At 73.1% G+C, this 16,958-nt stretch carries 16 protein-coding genes; 9 read left to right on the top strand and 7 right to left on the bottom strand.

Annotation, left to right across the window (positions count from 1 at the left end; genetic code table 11):
* Positions 1-71 precede the first annotated feature (71 nt).
* Both GGE06_RS26880 and GGE06_RS26875 read left to right on the top strand, forming a co-directional pair.
* Positions 72-1,748 (top strand): BCCT family transporter, encoded by a 1,677-nt coding sequence (locus GGE06_RS26880; RefSeq protein ID WP_184932018.1) that lies wholly within the window; start codon positions 72-74, stop codon positions 1,746-1,748.
* A gap of 74 nt (positions 1,749-1,822) precedes the next feature.
* Positions 1,823-2,890, top strand: a complete 1,068-nt coding sequence (locus GGE06_RS26875; protein ID WP_184932017.1) for an ADP-ribosylglycohydrolase family protein — start codon at positions 1,823-1,825, stop codon at positions 2,888-2,890.
* 15 nt (positions 2,891-2,905) lie between these two features.
* Here the strand turns inward: GGE06_RS26875 and GGE06_RS26870 are convergent, their stop codons facing one another.
* Positions 2,906-3,109: a type II toxin-antitoxin system VapB family antitoxin gene (locus GGE06_RS26870; protein ID WP_116158049.1), complete on the bottom strand. Its 204-nt coding sequence runs from the start codon at positions 3,107-3,109 to the stop codon at positions 2,906-2,908.
* A gap of 64 nt (positions 3,110-3,173) precedes the next feature.
* Between GGE06_RS26870 and GGE06_RS26865 the strand changes: the two genes are divergently transcribed.
* The gene (locus tag GGE06_RS26865) at positions 3,174-3,893 is read left to right on the top strand and encodes an SIR2 family NAD-dependent protein deacylase (protein ID WP_116158050.1); all 720 of its coding nucleotides are present in this window, start codon (positions 3,174-3,176) and stop codon (positions 3,891-3,893) included.
* Here the strand turns inward: GGE06_RS26865 and GGE06_RS26860 are convergent.
* The 5 genes from GGE06_RS26860 to GGE06_RS26840 all read right to left on the bottom strand — a co-directional run bounded on the left by GGE06_RS26860 (position 3,890) and on the right by GGE06_RS26840 (position 8,916).
* Positions 3,890-4,390 carry a methylated-DNA--[protein]-cysteine S-methyltransferase gene (locus tag GGE06_RS26860; RefSeq protein ID WP_116158051.1) on the bottom strand — a complete coding sequence of 167 codons (501 nt, stop codon included), beginning with the start codon at positions 4,388-4,390 and terminating at the stop codon, positions 3,890-3,892. The two genes, GGE06_RS26865 and GGE06_RS26860, sit on opposite strands and share 4 nt — an antisense overlap.
* Positions 4,391-4,403: 13 nt before the next feature.
* A complete protein-coding gene (locus GGE06_RS26855; RefSeq protein WP_184932016.1) occupies positions 4,404-5,882 on the bottom strand; it encodes an AlkA N-terminal domain-containing protein in 1,479 nt (492 codons plus the stop codon).
* 81 nt (positions 5,883-5,963) lie between these two features.
* A complete protein-coding gene (locus GGE06_RS26850; RefSeq protein ID WP_116158053.1) occupies positions 5,964-6,584 on the bottom strand; it encodes an L-threonylcarbamoyladenylate synthase in 621 nt (206 codons plus the stop codon).
* 10 nt (positions 6,585-6,594) lie between these two features.
* Positions 6,595-7,998: a phytoene desaturase family protein gene (locus GGE06_RS26845; RefSeq protein WP_116165232.1), complete on the bottom strand. Its 1,404-nt coding sequence runs from the start codon at positions 7,996-7,998 to the stop codon at positions 6,595-6,597.
* 81 nt (positions 7,999-8,079) lie between these two features.
* Entirely contained in the window at positions 8,080-8,916 is an 837-nt protein-coding gene (locus GGE06_RS26840) for an inositol monophosphatase family protein (RefSeq protein ID WP_116158054.1), read from the bottom strand.
* A 112-nt stretch (positions 8,917-9,028) separates the two neighbouring features.
* Between GGE06_RS26840 and lplAB the strand changes: the two genes are divergently transcribed.
* From lplAB to GGE06_RS26825, 3 genes are all read left to right on the top strand, one after another.
* The gene (gene lplAB, locus GGE06_RS26835) at positions 9,029-10,084 is read left to right on the top strand and encodes a lipoate-protein ligase LplAB (protein ID WP_184932015.1); all 1,056 of its coding nucleotides are present in this window, start codon (positions 9,029-9,031) and stop codon (positions 10,082-10,084) included.
* Between the two features lie 24 nt (positions 10,085-10,108).
* Positions 10,109-10,993 carry a hypothetical protein gene (locus GGE06_RS26830; protein WP_184932014.1) on the top strand — a complete coding sequence of 295 codons (885 nt, stop codon included), beginning with the start codon at positions 10,109-10,111 and terminating at the stop codon, positions 10,991-10,993.
* Positions 10,994-11,266: 273 nt separating this feature from the next.
* Positions 11,267-12,073 (top strand): serine protease, encoded by an 807-nt coding sequence (locus GGE06_RS26825; protein ID WP_312883313.1) that lies wholly within the window; start codon positions 11,267-11,269, stop codon positions 12,071-12,073.
* Here the strand turns inward: GGE06_RS26825 and GGE06_RS26820 are convergent.
* On the bottom strand, positions 12,024-13,568 hold the full coding sequence (locus GGE06_RS26820; RefSeq protein ID WP_116158057.1) for an NCS1 family nucleobase:cation symporter-1: 1,545 nt from the start codon (positions 13,566-13,568) through the stop codon (positions 12,024-12,026). The genes GGE06_RS26825 and GGE06_RS26820 overlap by 50 nt on opposite strands.
* Positions 13,569-13,776: 208 nt before the next feature.
* Here GGE06_RS26820 and GGE06_RS26815 point away from each other — a divergent pair, with 208 nt between their 5' ends.
* From GGE06_RS26815 to GGE06_RS26800, 3 genes are all read left to right on the top strand, one after another.
* On the top strand, positions 13,777-14,298 hold the full coding sequence (locus GGE06_RS26815; protein ID WP_312883312.1) for an SMI1/KNR4 family protein: 522 nt from the start codon (positions 13,777-13,779) through the stop codon (positions 14,296-14,298).
* Positions 14,299-14,782: 484 nt separating this feature from the next.
* A complete protein-coding gene (locus tag GGE06_RS26805) occupies positions 14,783-15,160 on the top strand; it encodes an ArsR/SmtB family transcription factor (RefSeq protein WP_116158059.1) in 378 nt (125 codons plus the stop codon).
* 65 nt (positions 15,161-15,225) lie between these two features.
* Entirely contained in the window at positions 15,226-16,884 is a 1,659-nt protein-coding gene (locus GGE06_RS26800; protein WP_116165234.1) for a SulP family inorganic anion transporter, read from the top strand.
* Positions 16,885-16,958 lie beyond the last annotated feature (74 nt).

Genomic DNA, 16,958 nt, shown 5'->3' with positions numbered 1-16,958 from the left:
GACCCTATCCGCACCTCCAGACGGCGTGCCACCCCCTGATAAGGCGATATTCCGCACCATAGTGGGGTCGCATGAGCGCGGAAAAGATCGTTCCGGACGGCGGACCCGACGGCAGGCCCGACGGCAGGGTCATCGGGATCGGGGTGGCGGCCGTGATCGCGGTCGTCTGCTGGGCGGCGCTGGGCGAGGATTCCTTCGACAGCGCCTCCTCCTCGGCCCTGAGCTGGGTGTTGTCGAATTTCGCCTGGCTTTTCGTGGTCGCCGCCGACGCCTTTCTGGTGCTGTGCGTGGTGATCGCGCTGAGCCGTTTCGGCCGGATCAGACTGGGCGCGGACGATTCGGAGCCGGAATTCACGAACCTGGCGTGGATCGCGATGATGTTCAGCGCCGGAATGGGCATCGGTCTGATGTTCTACGGGGTCGGGGAGCCGCTGACGCATTTCCTGAGTCCTCCCCCGGCGACCGGGGTCCCGCCGGAGTCGGGTGCGGCGGCCAGGACGGCCCTGGAGTACTCGTTCTTCCACTGGACGCTGACCCCGTGGGCGATCTACGGCATCGCGGGCCTCGCGCTCGCGTACGCGGGTTTCCGCAAGGGCCGGGGGAACCGGCTGAGCTCCGCCTTCGTGCCGCTGATGGGGGCGCGCCGGGCGGCTTCCTGGCCGGGCAAGGCGATCGATCTGCTCGCGGTGTTCGCGACCGTGTTCGGCACGGCGACGAGTCTGGGGCTCGGCGCCCTCCAGGTCGCGGAGGGGCTGAACCTGACGATGGACGTGAACAACTCCACGGCCACGCAGCTGATCATCATCGTGGCGCTGTCGGCGGCGTTCGTGCTGTCGGCGTTCTCGGGTCTCCACAAGGGCGTGAAGTGGCTGTCCACGCTGAACATCGTGCTCGCGGCCTGTCTGATGCTCTTCGTGTTCCTGATCGGCCCGACGGTCTACGTCCTGGACACGATCCCGGCCTCCGTCGGCGGCTATCTGTTCCAGCTGCTGCCGATGGCCAGCCGGACGGGCGCGTTCACCGACCGTGCCTGGCTGGGCACGTGGACGATCTTCTACTGGGCCTGGTGGCTGTCCTGGGCGCCGTTCGTCGGCACGTTCATCGCCCGGATCTCGCGCGGCCGGACGGTCCGCGAGTTCCTGGTGGGCGTGCTCCTGGTGCCGTCGGGGGCGACGGTGGTGTGGTTCTGCGTGATGGGCGGGACCGCGATCCGCCTCCAGTCGACGGGCGCGGCGGATCTGGCGACGGCGATGAAGGACGGCGCCGAGGCCTCGCTGTTCGCGATGCTGGAGGCGCTGCCGATCGGGACGGTGACGTCGGTCCTCGCGATGCTGCTCGTGATGACGTACTTCATCACGAGTGCCGACTCGGCCTCGCTGGTGATGGGTTCGCTGACGAGCCGCGGCTCGCTGAATCCGCCGACCTGGCTCGTGGTGACCTGGGGCGTCCTGATGGCCGCCGTGGCGGCGGTGCTGCTCGTGGCGGGCGGTCTGAAGTCGCTGCAGACGGCGACGATCCTGGTGGCGCTGCCGTTCGTGGTGGTGATGCTGGTGCTGTGCTTCGCGCTCCTGAAGGAGCTGCGGGAGGATCCGGGCGCGGGCCCGGCCCGGCATCCGGCGATGCACGGGCTGCGGGACGCGGTGCGGAGCCTGGTCGGGGAGGCGATGACCGAGCAGGCCGGCGACCCTCGCCGGCGGCCCCGGAAGGCGGCGGAGGCCCGTAGCGGCGCGGAGCCGCCCGAGAACTGACGGCCGGCCCACGCACGGCGGCCGGGTCCGGGCCCCGGCGCGCGCCCCGCCGCCGGATTCGGTACACCGGAGGTATGGGGTTCGCGCACGGGGAGCTCGGGGACCGGATCCTGGGCGGCTGGACGGGCCGGATCGCCGGGAACATGCTGGGCAAGCCCGTGGAGCGCGGGGACCACTGGACCCGGGACCGCATCGACGCCTATCTGCGGCTGACCGGGGCGCTCCCGCTGACCGACTACCTCCCTCCGCCGCCGCCCGGGGCGGAGGGCTTCGAGCTGCGGCCCGAGTGGGAGCGGTGCGTGCGGGGCGGGATCGACGGCAGCTGCCGGGACGACGACGTCGACTGGTCGGTCCTGGGGCTGCACCTCCTGGAGACGCGCGGCTTCGCGTTCACGACCGAGCAGGTCGGCGAGGAGTGGCTGCTGCGGCTGCCGTACCTGCAGACGTTCACGGCGGAGCGGGTCGCCTACCGGAACCTCGTCGACGGGCTGCGGCCGCCGCTGACGGCCACGTACGACAATCCGTACCAGGACTGGATCGGCGCGCTGATCCGGGCCGACGCGTACGGCTGGACGTGTCCGGGCGACCCGCGCCGGGCCGCCTCGCTCGCCCGCCGTGACGCGGTCCTCTCGCACACCGGGAACGGCGTGTACGGGGCGATGTGGGCGGCCGCCCTCATCGCCTCCGCCTTCACCGCGCCGGACGTGCGCTCCGCCCTGGAGACGAGCCTGGAGCGGGTGCCGGCGAGCAGCCGGCTGGCCCGGACCGTACGGGGCGCGATCGCGCTGTACGAGTCGGGGCTCGGCTGGTCGGAGGCCCTCACCGAGCTCGCGGAGCGGACGGCGGGCCTCGGCTGGATCCACACCGTCCCGAACGCGGCCGTCCTGACGGCCGGACTCCTGTACGGGGAGGGGGACTTCACCCGGACGATCACGCTCACCGTCCGCGGGGGCCTGGACACCGACTCCAACGGGGCGACGGCGGGCTCGGTGGCCGGGGTCCGCTGCGGCGCGGCCGCGATCCCGCCGCAGTGGTCGGAGCCCCTGCGGGACAGGGTGCGCAGCGCCGTCTTCGGCTTCGACGGGGTCCGCATCAGCGAACTGGCCGAACGGACCTTGCGGTTGGCGGAACGGGGCGGTTGACCGCTCCTGCAATTCCTAGCCCTGCGGGGGTTCCGGGGGGACGATCTCGCCGGTGCGCTGGGGTTCGTCCCGGCTGACGGCGCGCGCCTCAGTGCGGTGGCCGCGGGCGATGTAGTCGCGGACGACGGCCTCGACGGCGTCCTGGGGGTTGCCGATTCCGGCGAGGACCATGACTTCCACGACGAGTTCGGCGTCGAGCGCGATGTTCACCTTGGCCATGCCGGGAACCTAGCACCGGGAAACCCGCTCGCGGGAGCGGTTCGGCGGTGCCTAGGGTCTTCCCATGACGATGGTCGCGATCTTCAGTGGTGCCGGCATCTCCACCGACTCGGGCATCCCCGACTACCGGGGGCCGAACGGTGTGTGGCGGCAGGATCCCGAGGCCGAGCGGCTCGTCACGTACGGGCCGTACATGGCCGATCCGGAGATCCGCCGCCGCTCGTGGCGGATGCGGCTCGACGGTCCGGCCCTGAGCGCCGAGCCGAACGCGGCGCACCGCGCGATCGCCGCGTACGAGCGGACGAGCGGCAACGCGCTGCGGGTGATCACGCAGAACGTGGACGGGCTGCACCAGGCCGCCGGGGTGTCCGCGCGGAAGGTGCTCGAACTCCACGGCTCGGCGCGGTCGGTGGTGTGCACGGCCTGCCACGCGCGCTCGTCGATGGCGGAGGCGCTCGACCGGGTGCGGGCGGGTGAGGACGACCCGGCGTGCCGGGGGTGCGGCGGGATCCTGAAGTCGGCGACGGTGATGTTCGGGCAGCGGCTCGATCCGGTGGTGCTCGGCCAGGCCATGTCGATCGCCAAGGCCACCGAGGTGTTCGTCGTGGTCGGCAGCAGCCTCCAGGTCCAGCCGGCGGCCTCCCTCGCGGGGATCGCGGCCGAGCACGGCGCCCGGCTGATCATCGTGAACGCCGAGCCCACCCCGTACGACCCCGTCGCCGACGAGGTCGTGCGCGAGCCGATCGGCACGGCGCTGCCCGCGCTCCTCGACCGGCTCCGCTAGAACAGGGCGTCCGGTTCCGCCGTACCCGATTCGAAGGCGAGCAGCCGCTGCTTGCGGTCCAGGCCGCCGCCGTAGCCGGTGAGGCTTCCGCCCGCGCCGATCACCCGGTGGCAGGGGACGACGATGCCGACGGGGTTCTTGCCGTTGGCGAGGCCCACGGCCCGGGAGGCGCCGGGGTTGCCGAGCTCTTCGGCGAGTTCTCCGTACGTCCGGGTCTCCCCGTACGGGATGCGGAGGAGCTGCTCCCAGACGCGCAGCTGGAAAGGGGTGCCGACGAGGTTCAACGGCAGGTCGAACTCGGTGAGTTCGCCCGCGAAGTAGGCGTCGAGCTGGCGGATGACCTCGCCGAAGGGGCGCGGGTCGGGTTCGCCGAAGGTCTCCTCGGGCGGGCGGTGCCGCTGGCCGGTCATGTGGAGGCGGCTGAGGACGCCGTCGACGGCGACCAGGGTCAGCGGGTCGTAGGGGCTGTCCACGACGGTGTGCTGGACGACGGGCATGGGACGGGGTCCTTTACGCGGGCAGGTGGTTGATCGGGTGGTCGTCGGTCGCCCAGAGGTACTGGACGGCGTAGGCGCGCCAGGGGCGCCAGTGCGCGGCGCGGGCGGTGAGCGCCGCCGGGGTTCCGGGCAGTCCGAGGCCTTCGGCGGCGCGGCGGACGCCGAGGTCGCCGGGGAGGAAGGCGTCGGGGTCGCCGAGGGCCCGCATGGCGATGATCTCGGTGGTCCAGGGGCCGAAGCCGGGCAGGGCGAGCAGCCGGGCGCGGGCCTCCTCGCGGTCGTCGGCGGGGCCGAGCGGGAGCGAGCCGTCGGCGAGGGCCCGGACGAGGGTGAGGAGGGTGGTACGGCGGCTGCGCGGCAGGGCGAGACTCTCGGGGTCGAGGGCGGCGAGCGCCTCGGGACCCGGGAAGAGGTGGGTGAGCCCGCCCTCGGGGTCCTCGACCGGGACGCCGTGCGCGGTGACCAGGCGGGCGGCGTGGGTGCGGGCGGCGGCGGTGGAGACCTGCTGGCCGAGGACGGCCCGTACGGCGAACTCGGCGGGGTCGACGGTGCCGGGCACACGGCGGCCGGGCGCCTTGTCGACGAGCGGGGCGAACAGCGGGTCGGTGCGGAGCTGATCGTCGACGGCGACGGGGTCGGCGTCGAGGTCGAGGAGCCGGCGGCAGCGGCTGATCGCGTGCGTGAGGTCGCGCGGGTCCGTGAGGAGGAGGCGGCAGGCGATGTGGTCGGGGCGCGGGGCGAGGGAGACGATGCCGTGTCCGTACGGGAGGCTCAGCGTTCGCCGGTAGGCGCCGTCCCGCCACTCCTCCACGCCGGGGACGGCGGTCGCGGCGAGGTGGCCGAAGAGGTTGGAGGGTTCGAGGGGGGCGCGGAACGGCAGCCGGAGGCTGATGACGCCGGGGGTCGCGGCCGCCCCGAGCGGTGCCCGCCGGGTGGCGCGGGCGCGCAGCTCGCCGGGGGTGAGGGCGAAGACCTCGCGGACGGTGTCGTTGAAGGTGCGGATGGAGGAGAAGCCGGCGGCGAAGGCGACCTCGCCGAAGGGCATCGGGGTGGTCTCGATGAGCAGCCGGGCGGTCTGGGCGCGCTGGGCGCGGGCCAGGGCGAGGGGTCCGGCGCCGAGTTCGGCGAGGAGCTGGCGTTCGATCTGGCGGGTGGACCAGCCGAGCCGCCGGGCGAGGCCGGGGACGCCCTCGCGGTCGACGACGCCGTCCTGGATGAGGCGGACGGCGCGGGCGACGGCGTCGGCGCGGACGTTCCACTGGGGCGAGCCGGGGCTGGTGTCGGGCCGGCACCGCTTGCAGGCCCGGTAGCCGGCGCGCTGGCAGGAGGCGGCGCTGGGGTGGAACTCCATGTTCTCGGGCTTGGGCGGCACGGCGGGGCAGCTGGGCCGGCAGTAGATCCGGGTGGTGCGGACGGCGGTGAAGAACACGCCGTCGAAGCGCGCCTCCTTGGACTGGACGGCCCGCACGCAGCGCTCGGTGTCGGTGTGCATGGTTCCAGGATCGGGGACGGACGGCTCGCGGGCTGGCGAGAAAACGACATGGACGTCCGCCCCCGTCCCACCGGGGGCCGCCTACTCGAAGCGGGTGGTGTCCCCCGCGCCTCGGCGGACGATCTCGGGCTCGCCGCTGGAGAAGTCGACGACGGTGGTGGGTTCGGTGCCGCAGTCGCCGGAGTCGAGCACCGCGTCCACCTGGTGGTCGAGCCGCTCCTTGATCTCCCAGCCCTGGGTCAGCGGTTCGGCCTCGTCGGGCAGGAGCAGGGTGCTGGAGAGCAGCGGCTCGCCGAGTTCGGCGAGGAGGGCCTGGGTGACGACGTGGTCGGGGATGCGGACGCCGACGGTCTTCTTCTTGGGGTGCAGCAGCTGCCGGGGCACCTCCTTCGTCGCCGGGAGGATGAAGGTGTACGCGCCGGGGGTGGACGCCTTGACGGCGCGGAAGACGTCGTTGTCGATGTGCACGAGCTGGCCCAGCTGGGCGAAGTTCGCGCACATCAGCGTGAAGTGGTGCCGGTCGTCGAGGTCGCGGATGGCGCGGATGCGGCTGATGCCGTCGCGGCTGCCGAGCCGGGTGCCCAGCGCGTAGCAGGAGTCGGTCGGGTACGCGACGAGCGCCCCGTTCCGGATGGAGTCGGCCACCGCGCCGATGGTGCGGGGCTGGGGGTTGTCGGGGTGCACGTCGAAGTACTTGGCCATGGCGACCAGTCTATTTTCGCAGGCTCCGCCACACCGCCTTCGCCGCGTTGTGCCCGGACATGCCGTGCACGCCGGGGCCGGGCGGGGTCGCGGAGGAGCAGAGGAACACGGCCGGGTGCGGGGTCGCGTAGGGGCGCAGCGAGAGCGTGGGGCGCAGCAGGAGCTGGAGGCCGCGGGCGGCGCCGCAGGCGATGTCGCCGCCGATGTAGTTGGCGTTGCGCTCGGCGAGTTCGGGCGGGCCCGCCGTGGCGCGGGCCAGGACGCGGTCGCGGAAGCCGGGGGCGAAGCGCTCGATCTGACGCTCTATGGCCTCGGTGAGGTCGCCGCGCCAGCCGTTGGGCACATGGCCGTACGCCCAGAAGACGTGCTTGCCCTCGGGGGCGCGGGAGGGGTCGACGAGGCTGGGCTGGGCGGTGATGAGGAAGGGGGCGTCGGGGGCGGTGCCGGAGGAGGCCTGGCGCAGGGCGGTGCCGATCTCGCCGGCGGTGGGGCCGACCTGGACGGTGCCGGCCCTGCGGGCCTCCTCGGCGGTCCAGGGCACGGGCCCGTCGAGCGCGTAGTCGATCTTGAAGGCGCTGGCGCCGTACTTGTAGTGGTCGTAGTGCCCGCCGAAGCCGGCGATCCGGGCGAGGGCGGTGGGCGAGGTGTCGAAGACGTAGGCGCGGGCCGGCGGCAGGTCGTCGAGCCGCTTGACCTCGAAGTCGGTGTGGACGGCGCCGCCGAGGTCCTTGAGGTACGCGGCGAGGGCGTCGGAGATCGACTGCGAGCCGCCCCGGGGCATGGGCCAGCCGCCCGCGTGCGCGGCGAGCGCGAAGACCAGGCCGACGGCGCCGGTGGCGAGGCCGTTGAGGGGGGCGATGACGTGGCCGACGAGTCCGGCCAGGAGCGCGGGGGCCTTCTCGTCCCGGAACCTTCGCATCAGCCAGGTGGACGGCGGCAGTCCGGTGAGGCCGAAGCGGGCGAGGGTGACCGGGTCGCGGGGCAGCGCGGTGAGCGGCAGCTGCATGAAGTCGCTCGCGAGCGTGTCCCACTTGCCGAGGAAGGGGGCGACGAGCCTGCGGTACGTCCCGGCGTCGCGCGGTCCGAAGGAGGCGGCGGTCTCGGCGACGGAGCGGGCGAGGACGGCGGCGGTGCCGTCGTCCCAGGGGTGCGCCATGGGCAGTTCGGCGTGGAGCCACTCCAGGCCGTACCGGTCGAGCGGCATCGTCTTGAAGACGGGCGAGCCGGCGCCGAGCGGGTGCACGGCGGAGCAGGGGTCGTGCCGGAAGCCGGGGAGGGTGAGCTCCTCGGTCCTGGCGCCGCCGCCGATGGTGGACTTGGCCTCGAAGACGGCCACGGAGAGTCCGCGGCGGGCCAGTTCGACGGCGGCCGTCAGTCCGTTGGGTCCCGCCCCCACGACGACGGCATCGAGCATCGACGTCTCGTTCGTCACCTTCGGACTCCTTCGTCAGCCGATGGCCAAGGCTCCCAGGATAGGCGGGTGGGGAACGGCGTCTCACACGCCCCCGAGGAGCGTCCGGATCCGCTCGGCGGTCGCCGCGTCCCGGGCGGTCGTGAACGGCAGCGCGTTCCCCCCGGCTATGCGGAACGGCTCCCCCGCGATCGTCGTGGTCGCGCCGCCCGCCTCGGCGACCAGGAGGAGTCCGGCGGCGTGGTCCCAGGCGTACTCCCAGGAGAACGCGGTGCCGGCCAGCTCCCCGCGCGCCACGGCGAGGTACTCGAGCCCGGCCGAGCCGCAGGGGCGGGGGCGGACGCCCTCGACCGCCAGGCCGAGCAGGGCGCGCTTCTGGTCCGGGGTGGTGTAGTCGGGGTGCGAGGTGGCGACCTCCAGGACCTCGCCGGGCGCCGGCGAACCCGACCGGATCGCCTGCCCGTCGAGGGTGGCGCCGCGGCCGCGCACGGCGACGGCGAACTGGTCCAGGGCGGGCGCGAAGGTCCAGGAGGCGAGGACCTCGCCGTGCTGGGCGAGGGCGACGAGGGTGCAGAAGCCGGGGTCGCCGTGGACGAACTGACGGGTGCCGTCGACCGGGTCGACGATCCAGACGGGGGCGTCGCCGCGCAGCGCCTCGTACAGGCTCGGGTCGGCGTGGACGGCCTCCTCGCCGACGACCACGGAGCCGGGCAGCAGGGCGGTGAGGGACGCGGTGAGGTGGGCCTCGGCGGCCCGGTCGGCGACGGTGACCAGGTCGTGCGGCCCGTCCTTCTCGACGATGTCGTCGGCGGCGAGCTGCCGGAAGCGCGGCATGATCTCGGCCGCGGCCGCCTTGCGGACGGCCTCCTCGACCTCGGTCGTACGGCCGCCGAGGACCTGCTCAAAGAAGTCTTCGATCATGCCTCCAGCTAAGCACGGGCCGCTGACAACCGGAATGCCGCACTTGTCATCCTCCGTTTCCCCGGGGAGTACCCTTTGGCCGAGTTCACCCCTTACACACAGGGAGGCTTCCGTGCACGGCGAGTACAAGGTCCCCGGCGGAAAGCTGGTGGTCGTCGACCTCGACACCGAGGACGGGGTCCTGCGGAACGTCCGGGTCGCGGGCGACTTCTTCCTCGAACCCGACGAGGCGATCCTCGCGATCGACGGGGCCCTCGAAGGCGCGCCGGCCGACACGGACGCCCCGGGGCTCGCCGCCCGGATCGACGCGGCGCTCCCGCCGGGCACGCAGATGTTCGGCCTGACCTCGGAGGGCGTCGGGGTCGCGGTCCGGCGCGCCCTCGCCCACGCCACGGACTGGACCGACTACGACTGGCAGCTGATCCACGAGCCGCCGCAGTCCCCCGCGCTGCACATGGCGATCGACGAGGTCCTGACCGCCGAGGTGGCGGCCGGCCGCCGCCCGCCGACCCTCCGGGTCTGGGAGTGGGGCGCCCCGGCGGTGGTCATCGGGAGCTTCCAGTCCCTGCGCAACGAGGTCGACCCGGAGGCGGCGGAGCGGCACGGCATCCAGGTGGTGCGCCGGATCAGCGGCGGCGGGGCGATGTTCATCGAACCGGGCAACACCATCACGTACTCGCTCTCCGTCCCCGACGCCCTCGTCCAGGGCCTGTCCTTCACCGACAGCTACGCCTACCTCGACGACTGGGTGCTCGGCGCGCTCGGCGACATGGGGATCCGGGCCTGGTACCAGCCGCTCAACGACATCGCCACGGACGCGGGCAAGATCGCGGGCGCGGCGCAGAAGCGGCTGGTGGCGGGCGAGGGCGCGGTCCTGCACCACGTGACGATGGCGTACGACATCGACGCGGACAAGATGACCGAGGTGCTGCGGATCGGCCGCGAGAAGCTCTCCGACAAGGGCACGAAGAGCGCGAAGAAGCGCGTGGACCCGCTGCGCCGCCAGACGGGCCTGCCGCGCGAGACGGTGATCGACCGCATGATCGCGTCCTTCCGCACCCGCTACGGCCTCACCCGGGGCCACCTGACGGAGGACGAACTGACCCGCGCGAAGGAGTTGGCGGAGTCGAAGTTCGACACGGAGGAGTGGACGGCCCGGGTGCCGTGACCGGCCGCTGCGTAGGGTGACGGCATGCGTGTCGAGACGCCGGTGAAGCCCGGTCTCCGGATGGAGTGCGCCGACGGGCGCCGGCTCGTGCTGCTGCAGGGCACGACCCCCGTGCTGTTCGCCCGCCAGCGCGCCACCCACCGCGGGGTCCACTACGCGCGGACCGGGCGGTACGCCTCCCCGCTGGCCCCGCTGCGGGCCGAACGGGCGCGCGCGTTCGCGGAGTTCGCGGTGCCGGGCACGGAGGAGTGGACGGAGCGCTGGGCCGCGCACGCGGAGGCGGGACTCCGCGCGGCGGCGGACGGGCCGCTCCACACGGGCGAGTGGCGGCTCGGCCCCCGGCCGAACGGCTGGTTCGTGGACGGCAACTGGCCGAAGCTCCTGGCGCACGATCCCGACCGGGGCCATCTGACCTGGTTCGGATACGGCGACCCGGTCGAGGACGCGCGCGACCTGCTGCCGCTGCGGTCGCTCTCACCGGTGGAGGCGCCCCGGGTGCGCGCGTACCGCCGCCAGTACCGGGAAGGGGTGCTGCCGCCGGTGTTCGCCTGGTGGATCAGCGGGCTCGACTCCCCCGTCGTCCTGGACGGCCACGACCGCCTGACGGCGGCGCTCGCGGAGGGCGGCCGGCCCCGGGTGCTGGCCCTCTCGCGGGCCGTGGACGCCGCGTGGGTGGAGCTCTGCGCGGCCCGGCCGGTCCGGGAGTACGTGGAGCGGGTCGCCGCGCTGGACGGCTCGGATGCCGGGTTCCGGGTCGCGAACGAGAGCCGCCGTCTCGCGGAGACGCTGCGGTCGATCACGGACTCGCCCGATCTGACCCGGGCATGGCCGTACCCGGGCGGGGCCCCGGCCTGGGACGCGGCTGCCGCGGCGCACGTTCCCGGGTGGGCGCCCGACGCGGATGGTTGATCGCCTCCACGTTCCGTGCCTTGGCCCGCACCACGAGCGCGGCACACGAGTCGGTGCGGGTTCAGGCTCGGGAGCCTCTGGCGCCGGCAAGGGCGCCGTTCCGTTGTGCCCACCCGTTCCGCCCTTGCGGAACGTATGCCCACAACGGGGGGGCGTCGGGTGACTCCCCCGCTCCCCCGTCGTTGATGCACACGCGGGCCGGGACGGTTGTGCGGAAACGTCTCCGCACAGGGCCGGCCAGGGGACCGACAGGGCGGAGATCAGGTGGGACGGGTGCGGAAGCTCACGGCGGCGGTCGCGGGCCTGGTGATGGCGGTGTGTCCGCTCGGCATCGCGGCGCCCGCGCAGGCGGTCGTCGGGGGTCGGGAGGCGCGGCCCCATCAGTACCCGTTCATGGTGGGGCTCGTGGACCTGACGGAGCGCCGGGTGATGTGCGGCGGCGCGCTGATCGACGAGCGGTACGTGCTCACCGCCGCGCACTGCCTGACCGGCTCGTACAGCGACACCGCGCGCGTGGGCGTGCTCCTCGGCGACCACGACCTGACGCGCGGCGACGACAGCCCGCACGCGGTGCTCGCGACCCCGGCCTCCTTCCTCACGCACCCCGGCTACGACCCCGCCACCCAGCGCGACGACATCGCGCTGGTCCGGCTGGCCGAGCCCGTGGTGTTCAACCGGGACGTGCGGCCGGTCGCCCTGCCCGTCCGCTACGCCCACGGCACCTTCGACCACACGCAGGTCGAGGCCCCCGGCTGGGGCACCACCTCCTTCGGGGGCCGTACCTCCGACGTCCTGCGGACCGTCGTCCTCGGCACCATGAGCAGCCCGACGTGCGGCGCCCGGGGCATGTCCGGGGTCACCGCCGCCCAGCTGTGCACGTACGCGCCGGGCCGGGACACCTGCCAGTACGACTCCGGCGGCCCGCTGGTGCACACGATCGCGGGGACGCCGTACCTCGTCGGTCTCGTCTCGTACGGGAAGGGGTGCGCGACCGACACCCCCGCCGTGAACACCCGCGTCTGGTCCTACCTCAGCTGGATCGGGAAGACCGCCGGGAAGCCGCCCCGCCGCGCCTCATGAGGGCGGTGTAGAGGAGCAGGGAGGCGGCCAGGCCCACGGCCCAGCCGTAGTCGGCGAGCGGTTCGAGGAAGGGGATCAGTCCGTCCTCGGGGAACGGTCCCGTGCCCGGCGCCGAGTGCGAGCCGCCCACGGCCAGGACGCCGCCCACCACGAAGGCGAGGACGGCCGCCGGGTTCCAGCCTCCCCGGTACCAGTACGGGCCGTCGGCCCGGTAGAGGCCTTCGAGGTCGAGGACGGTCCGGCGGACGAGCCAGTAGTCGGCGATGAGGATGCCCGCGACCGTGCCGAGGAGGCCGCCGACCAGGCCGAGCCAGGTGAAGATGTACAGCTCGGGGGTGGCGGTGAGCTTCCACGGCATGATGAGCACGCCGACGACGCCGGTGATCAGCGCGCCCGTACGGAAGGTGACCAGCCTCGGGGCGAGGTTGGCGAGGTCGTACGCCGGGGAGACGACGTTCGCCGCGAGGTTCACGGAGAGGGTGGCGACCAGGACCGTCACCAGGGCGAAGAGCAGGCCGAAGACGTTGTCGGTCTTCGCGGCGAGCGCCACCGGGTCCCAGACGGGCGCCCCGTACACGGCCTGCGAGCCGGAGGTGACGAGCACCGAGAGCAGGGCGAAGAGGGTCATCGTGGTGGGCAACCCGAGGGTCTGACCCAGGACCTGGGAGCGCTGCCCCGCGCCGAAGCGCGTGAAGTCGGGGATGTTGAGGCTGAGGGTCGCCCAGAAGGCGATCATGCCCATGAGGGCGGGGAAGAAGACGGGCCAGAAGTCGGCGCCCCAGCCCAGCTTCGACGGCTGGTCGAGGAGCGGCCCGAGGCCGCCCGCCTTGACCGTGATCCAGACGAGGAGGGCGAGCGCGCCGACGATCACGAAGGGCGCGGCCCAGTTCTCGAAGCGGCGCAGGGCCTCCATCCCCCGGTAGATGACGGCCAGTTCGAGCGCCCAGAAGAGGACGAAGCAGGCCCAGAGCGTCCACGGCTGGCCCGCGACCTTCCCGGCGTCCGCCCAGCCGCCGCCCGCGACCTTGTCGAGCAGGACGAAGAGGCCCTGGCCGCCGATCCAGGTCTGGATGCCGAACCAGGCGCAGGCCACGCCGGCCCGGACGAGGGCGGGCAGGTTGGCCCCGCGCAGTCCGAAGGAGGCGCGGGCGAGGACGGGGAAGGGGATGCCGTACTTGGGGCCCGCGTGGCCGGTGAGCAGCATCGGCACCAGCACGATGACATTGGCCAGGGCGATCGTGAGGACGGCCTGCTTCCAGTCCATGCCGAGGGCGACGAGACCGGAGGCGAGCATCCAGGAGGGGATGTTGTGGGCCATGCCGACCCAGAGGGCGGCGAAGTTGTACGTGGTCCAGCGGCGGTCGGCCACGGGGACGGGGAGCAGGTCGTCGTTGACGAAGCGGGGGTCGTCCGGGGCGGTGCCGAACGCGAGCTCGACACGGCCGTCGTGGACGGCGGAGGGGCCGGGTCTTCCGGAGGGTGCGGTTGCGGTCATGGACGGAACCCTTCGTTCGGGGGACGGAACGAGGCCGTGCGGGGCGTGGGGTTCTTGACCGTGCGGAGTCTCGTCCTGCCGGGCGGGGGCGTCAAGGGATGCCGTTGCTGAAATGCCTTGAATGGGCGGCGGCTTGACGGGGCTCCGGATCCGGGATGAACAATCCACCGAGTCCCGTACGAGTTCATCCGCCAGAAGGAGTCGCGCAGTGGCAACGCTCTCGGATATCCGGGCCCTGTTGGGCGAGCCCAGGTTCAACTGGTCGGATCCGGCCCCGTGGACCGATCTGGAGCGGGAACTCGGCGTCGAATTCCCCGCGGACTTCCGCGAGATCGTCGACGCCTACGGCTCGGTCTCGGTCAACGGGCAGTTGTATCTGAAGCACCCCGCCACCCATCTGCTGCACGACCTGGGCAGGGACATCAGGCAGGACCTGGAGTTCTGGCGCGAGGAGGACATGGCCGAGTTCCTGCCGAGCCGGGCGGGGGCGGGGCCCGGTGAATTGCTGCCGGTGGCGTCGGCCACGACGGGAGAGATGATTTTCCTCCGCGTCCCGGATGAAACCTCCTCGCGCTGGCGCGTCCTGGTCCAGGAGATGGACAGCCCCTCGTGGACCCTCTACGAGATGACGTTCGGCGAGTGGCTGCTCGCCTATCTGAAGGGGAGGGACGTGATGCTGTGCGCACGCGACCGCGCGCCCGACGGGCCGTTCCACGAGTTCCTTCCCTGACCTCTCAGACGGTGTTCCTCGTGACGAAATCGGCGGGGGTGCAGGTCGCGTAGCTGTCGAGGAAGCGGACGCCGACCCGGTTGGCGACGGAAGCACGGTCCTTCATCAGGACCTTCATCGCCGGCAGCGACGTGGTACGTGAGCATGCCGCCCGCGTTCAGCCCGTACAGCACGATCGGGCGGTCGTCACGGGACTGTTCCCGGGCGAGGAAGTCGACGACGAGGTCGCCCCAGTCGTCGGGCGCTCCTGGAGCGCCCGGACGCCGACGAGGTCGCCGCGCGGCTGCACCTCGCCCCCCGTACTCTCCGCCACCGGCTCGCCGCCGAGGGAACCTCGCACCGGACTGGATCATCATCGACAGGACAGCAATTGCGAAATTCGGCAATTCATTACATGATGGGGTGGCTGTGCCCGCAGGTAGCCGCGGGCACAGCCACCCGGCAGGTGCGCTCCCGCCGGTGAGGCGAGGAGAGACGAGAGACCGTGCCGGTTCCGCTCTATCAGGCGAAGGCCGAGTTCTTCCGGATGCTCGGACATCCGGTGCGCATCCAGATCCTGGAGCTGCTCCAGAGCGGCCCCCTGGCGGTGCGCGAGCTGCTCACGCGCATCCCGGTCGAGCCTTCGGCGCTCTCGCAGCAGCTCGCCGTCCTGCGGCGGTCGGGGATCGTCACCTCGAGCCGTGAGGGGTCCACCGTGGTCTACACGCTGGCCGACGGGGACGTCGCGGAGCTGATGCAGGCGGCGCGGCGGATCCTCACCGAGATGCTCGCCGGACAGAACCAGCTCCTGGCCGAACTGCGAGAAGCCGAGAAGGAAGCGGACGGGGAAGCAGAGAGGGAAGCAGAGGTCGCGTCCACGTGAGCCTCGCGAGCACCGCCCGGACCCGGATCCGCTCCCTCCTGCCCGTCCGCGCCGACGTCGCGGCCATGGCCCGCGACCCGCGCCGGGATCTCCTGGCCGGGCTGACCGTCGCCATCGTCGCCCTGCCGCTCGCGCTCGGGTTCGGCGTCTCCTCCGGCCTGGGTGCCGAGGCCGGGCTCGCGACCGCCGTCGTCGCCGGGGCGCTCGCCGCCCTCTTCGGCGGTTCGAACCTCCAGGTCTCGGGCCCCACGGGTGCGATGACCGTGGTCCTCGTGCCGATCGTGGCCCAGCACGGGCCGAGCGGCGTGCTCACCGTCGGGCTGCTCGCCGGGCTGATCGTGATCGGCCTCGCGCTCGCCCGCGCCGGACGGTACATGGCGTACGTCCCGGCCTCGGTCATCGAGGGCTTCACCCTCGGCATCGCGCTGGTGATCGGCCTCCAGCAGATCCCCCACGCCCTCGGCGTGCCCAAGCCCGAGGGCGAGCGCGTCCTCGTCGTGACGTGGCGGGCCGTCGAGGAGTTCGTCCGGACGCCGAACTGGACGGCCGTGGCGCTCGCCGCCGGCGTGGCCCTCGTGATGCTCGTCGGCGCCCGGATCCGGCCGACCGTCCCCTTCTCGATCGTGGCCGTGATCGCCGCGACCGTCGTGGCGCAGGTCCTCCACCTCGACGCGGCCGCTCCCATCGGCGAGCTGCCCGCCGGGCTTCCGGCCCCCTCCCTCGGCTTCCTGGACCTGTCCGCCCTGGGGTCGCTGCTCGCCCCGGCGGTGGCCGTGGCGGCGCTCGCCGCGCTCGAGTCGCTGCTCTCCGCGCAGGTCGCGGACGGCATGACGGTGGGGCAGCAGCACGACCCGGACCGGGAGCTGTTCGGCCAGGGTCTGGCCAACCTGGTGGCCCCGCTGTTCGGCGGCGTCCCCGCGACCGGCGCCATCGCCCGTACGGCGGTGAACGTCCGCTCCGGCGCCTCCTCCCGCCTGGCCGCGCTCACCCACGCCGCGGTCCTGGCCGTGATCGTGTTCGCCGCGGCGCCGCTGGTGTCGAAGATCCCCCTCGCGGCCCTCGCGGGCGTCCTGCTGGCCACCGCGATCCGCATGGTCGAGGTCGGGTCCCTGCGGGCGATGGCCCGGGCCACCCGCTCCGACGGCGTCGTCCTGGTCCTCACCGCGGTCGCCACGCTCGCGCTCGACCTCGTGTACGCGGTGATCATCGGTCTGGCCGTCGCGGGCGCCCTCGCGCTGCGGGCCGTGGCCAAGCAGGCCCGGATGGACCGGGTGGACTTCCGTGCCGACCTGCCCGGGGAGCACAGCGAGGAGGAACACGCGCTGCTCGCCGAGCACATCGTGGCGTACCGCATCGACGGCCCGCTCTTCTTCGCCGCGGCGCACCGCTTCCTGCTCGAACTCACCGAGGTGGCGGACGTCCGGGTCGTCATCCTGCGGATGTCCCGTGTCACCACGATGGACGCGACCGGCGCGCTCGTCCTCAAGGACGCCGTCGAGAAGCTGAACCGGCGCGGCATCGCCGTCATGACCTCGGGGATACGGCCCGGCCAGCGCCAGGTCCTCGACTCCGTCGGCGCCCTCGACCTGCTGCGGTCCGAGGGCCGGGAGCACGCCACCACCCCCGCGGCCATCGCCGGCGCCCGCTCCCACCTCCAGGGCGCCGGGCTCCTGCCGCCGCCGCCCGGTCCGCGGCCGGGCGCCGAGAAGGAGAGCACCCGATGACGGCACCCGTCGCCCCCGCCCGCGTCATGGCCGAGGTCTCCGGCACGGAGTCGCCGTGGCTCCCGGAGGCGGGA

Origin of the sequence: Streptomyces nymphaeiformis (assembly GCF_014203895.1) — a bacterium.
GTDB lineage: Bacteria > Actinomycetota > Actinomycetes > Streptomycetales > Streptomycetaceae > Streptomyces > Streptomyces nymphaeiformis.
This window is presented reverse-complemented; position numbering and strand designations above follow the sequence as displayed.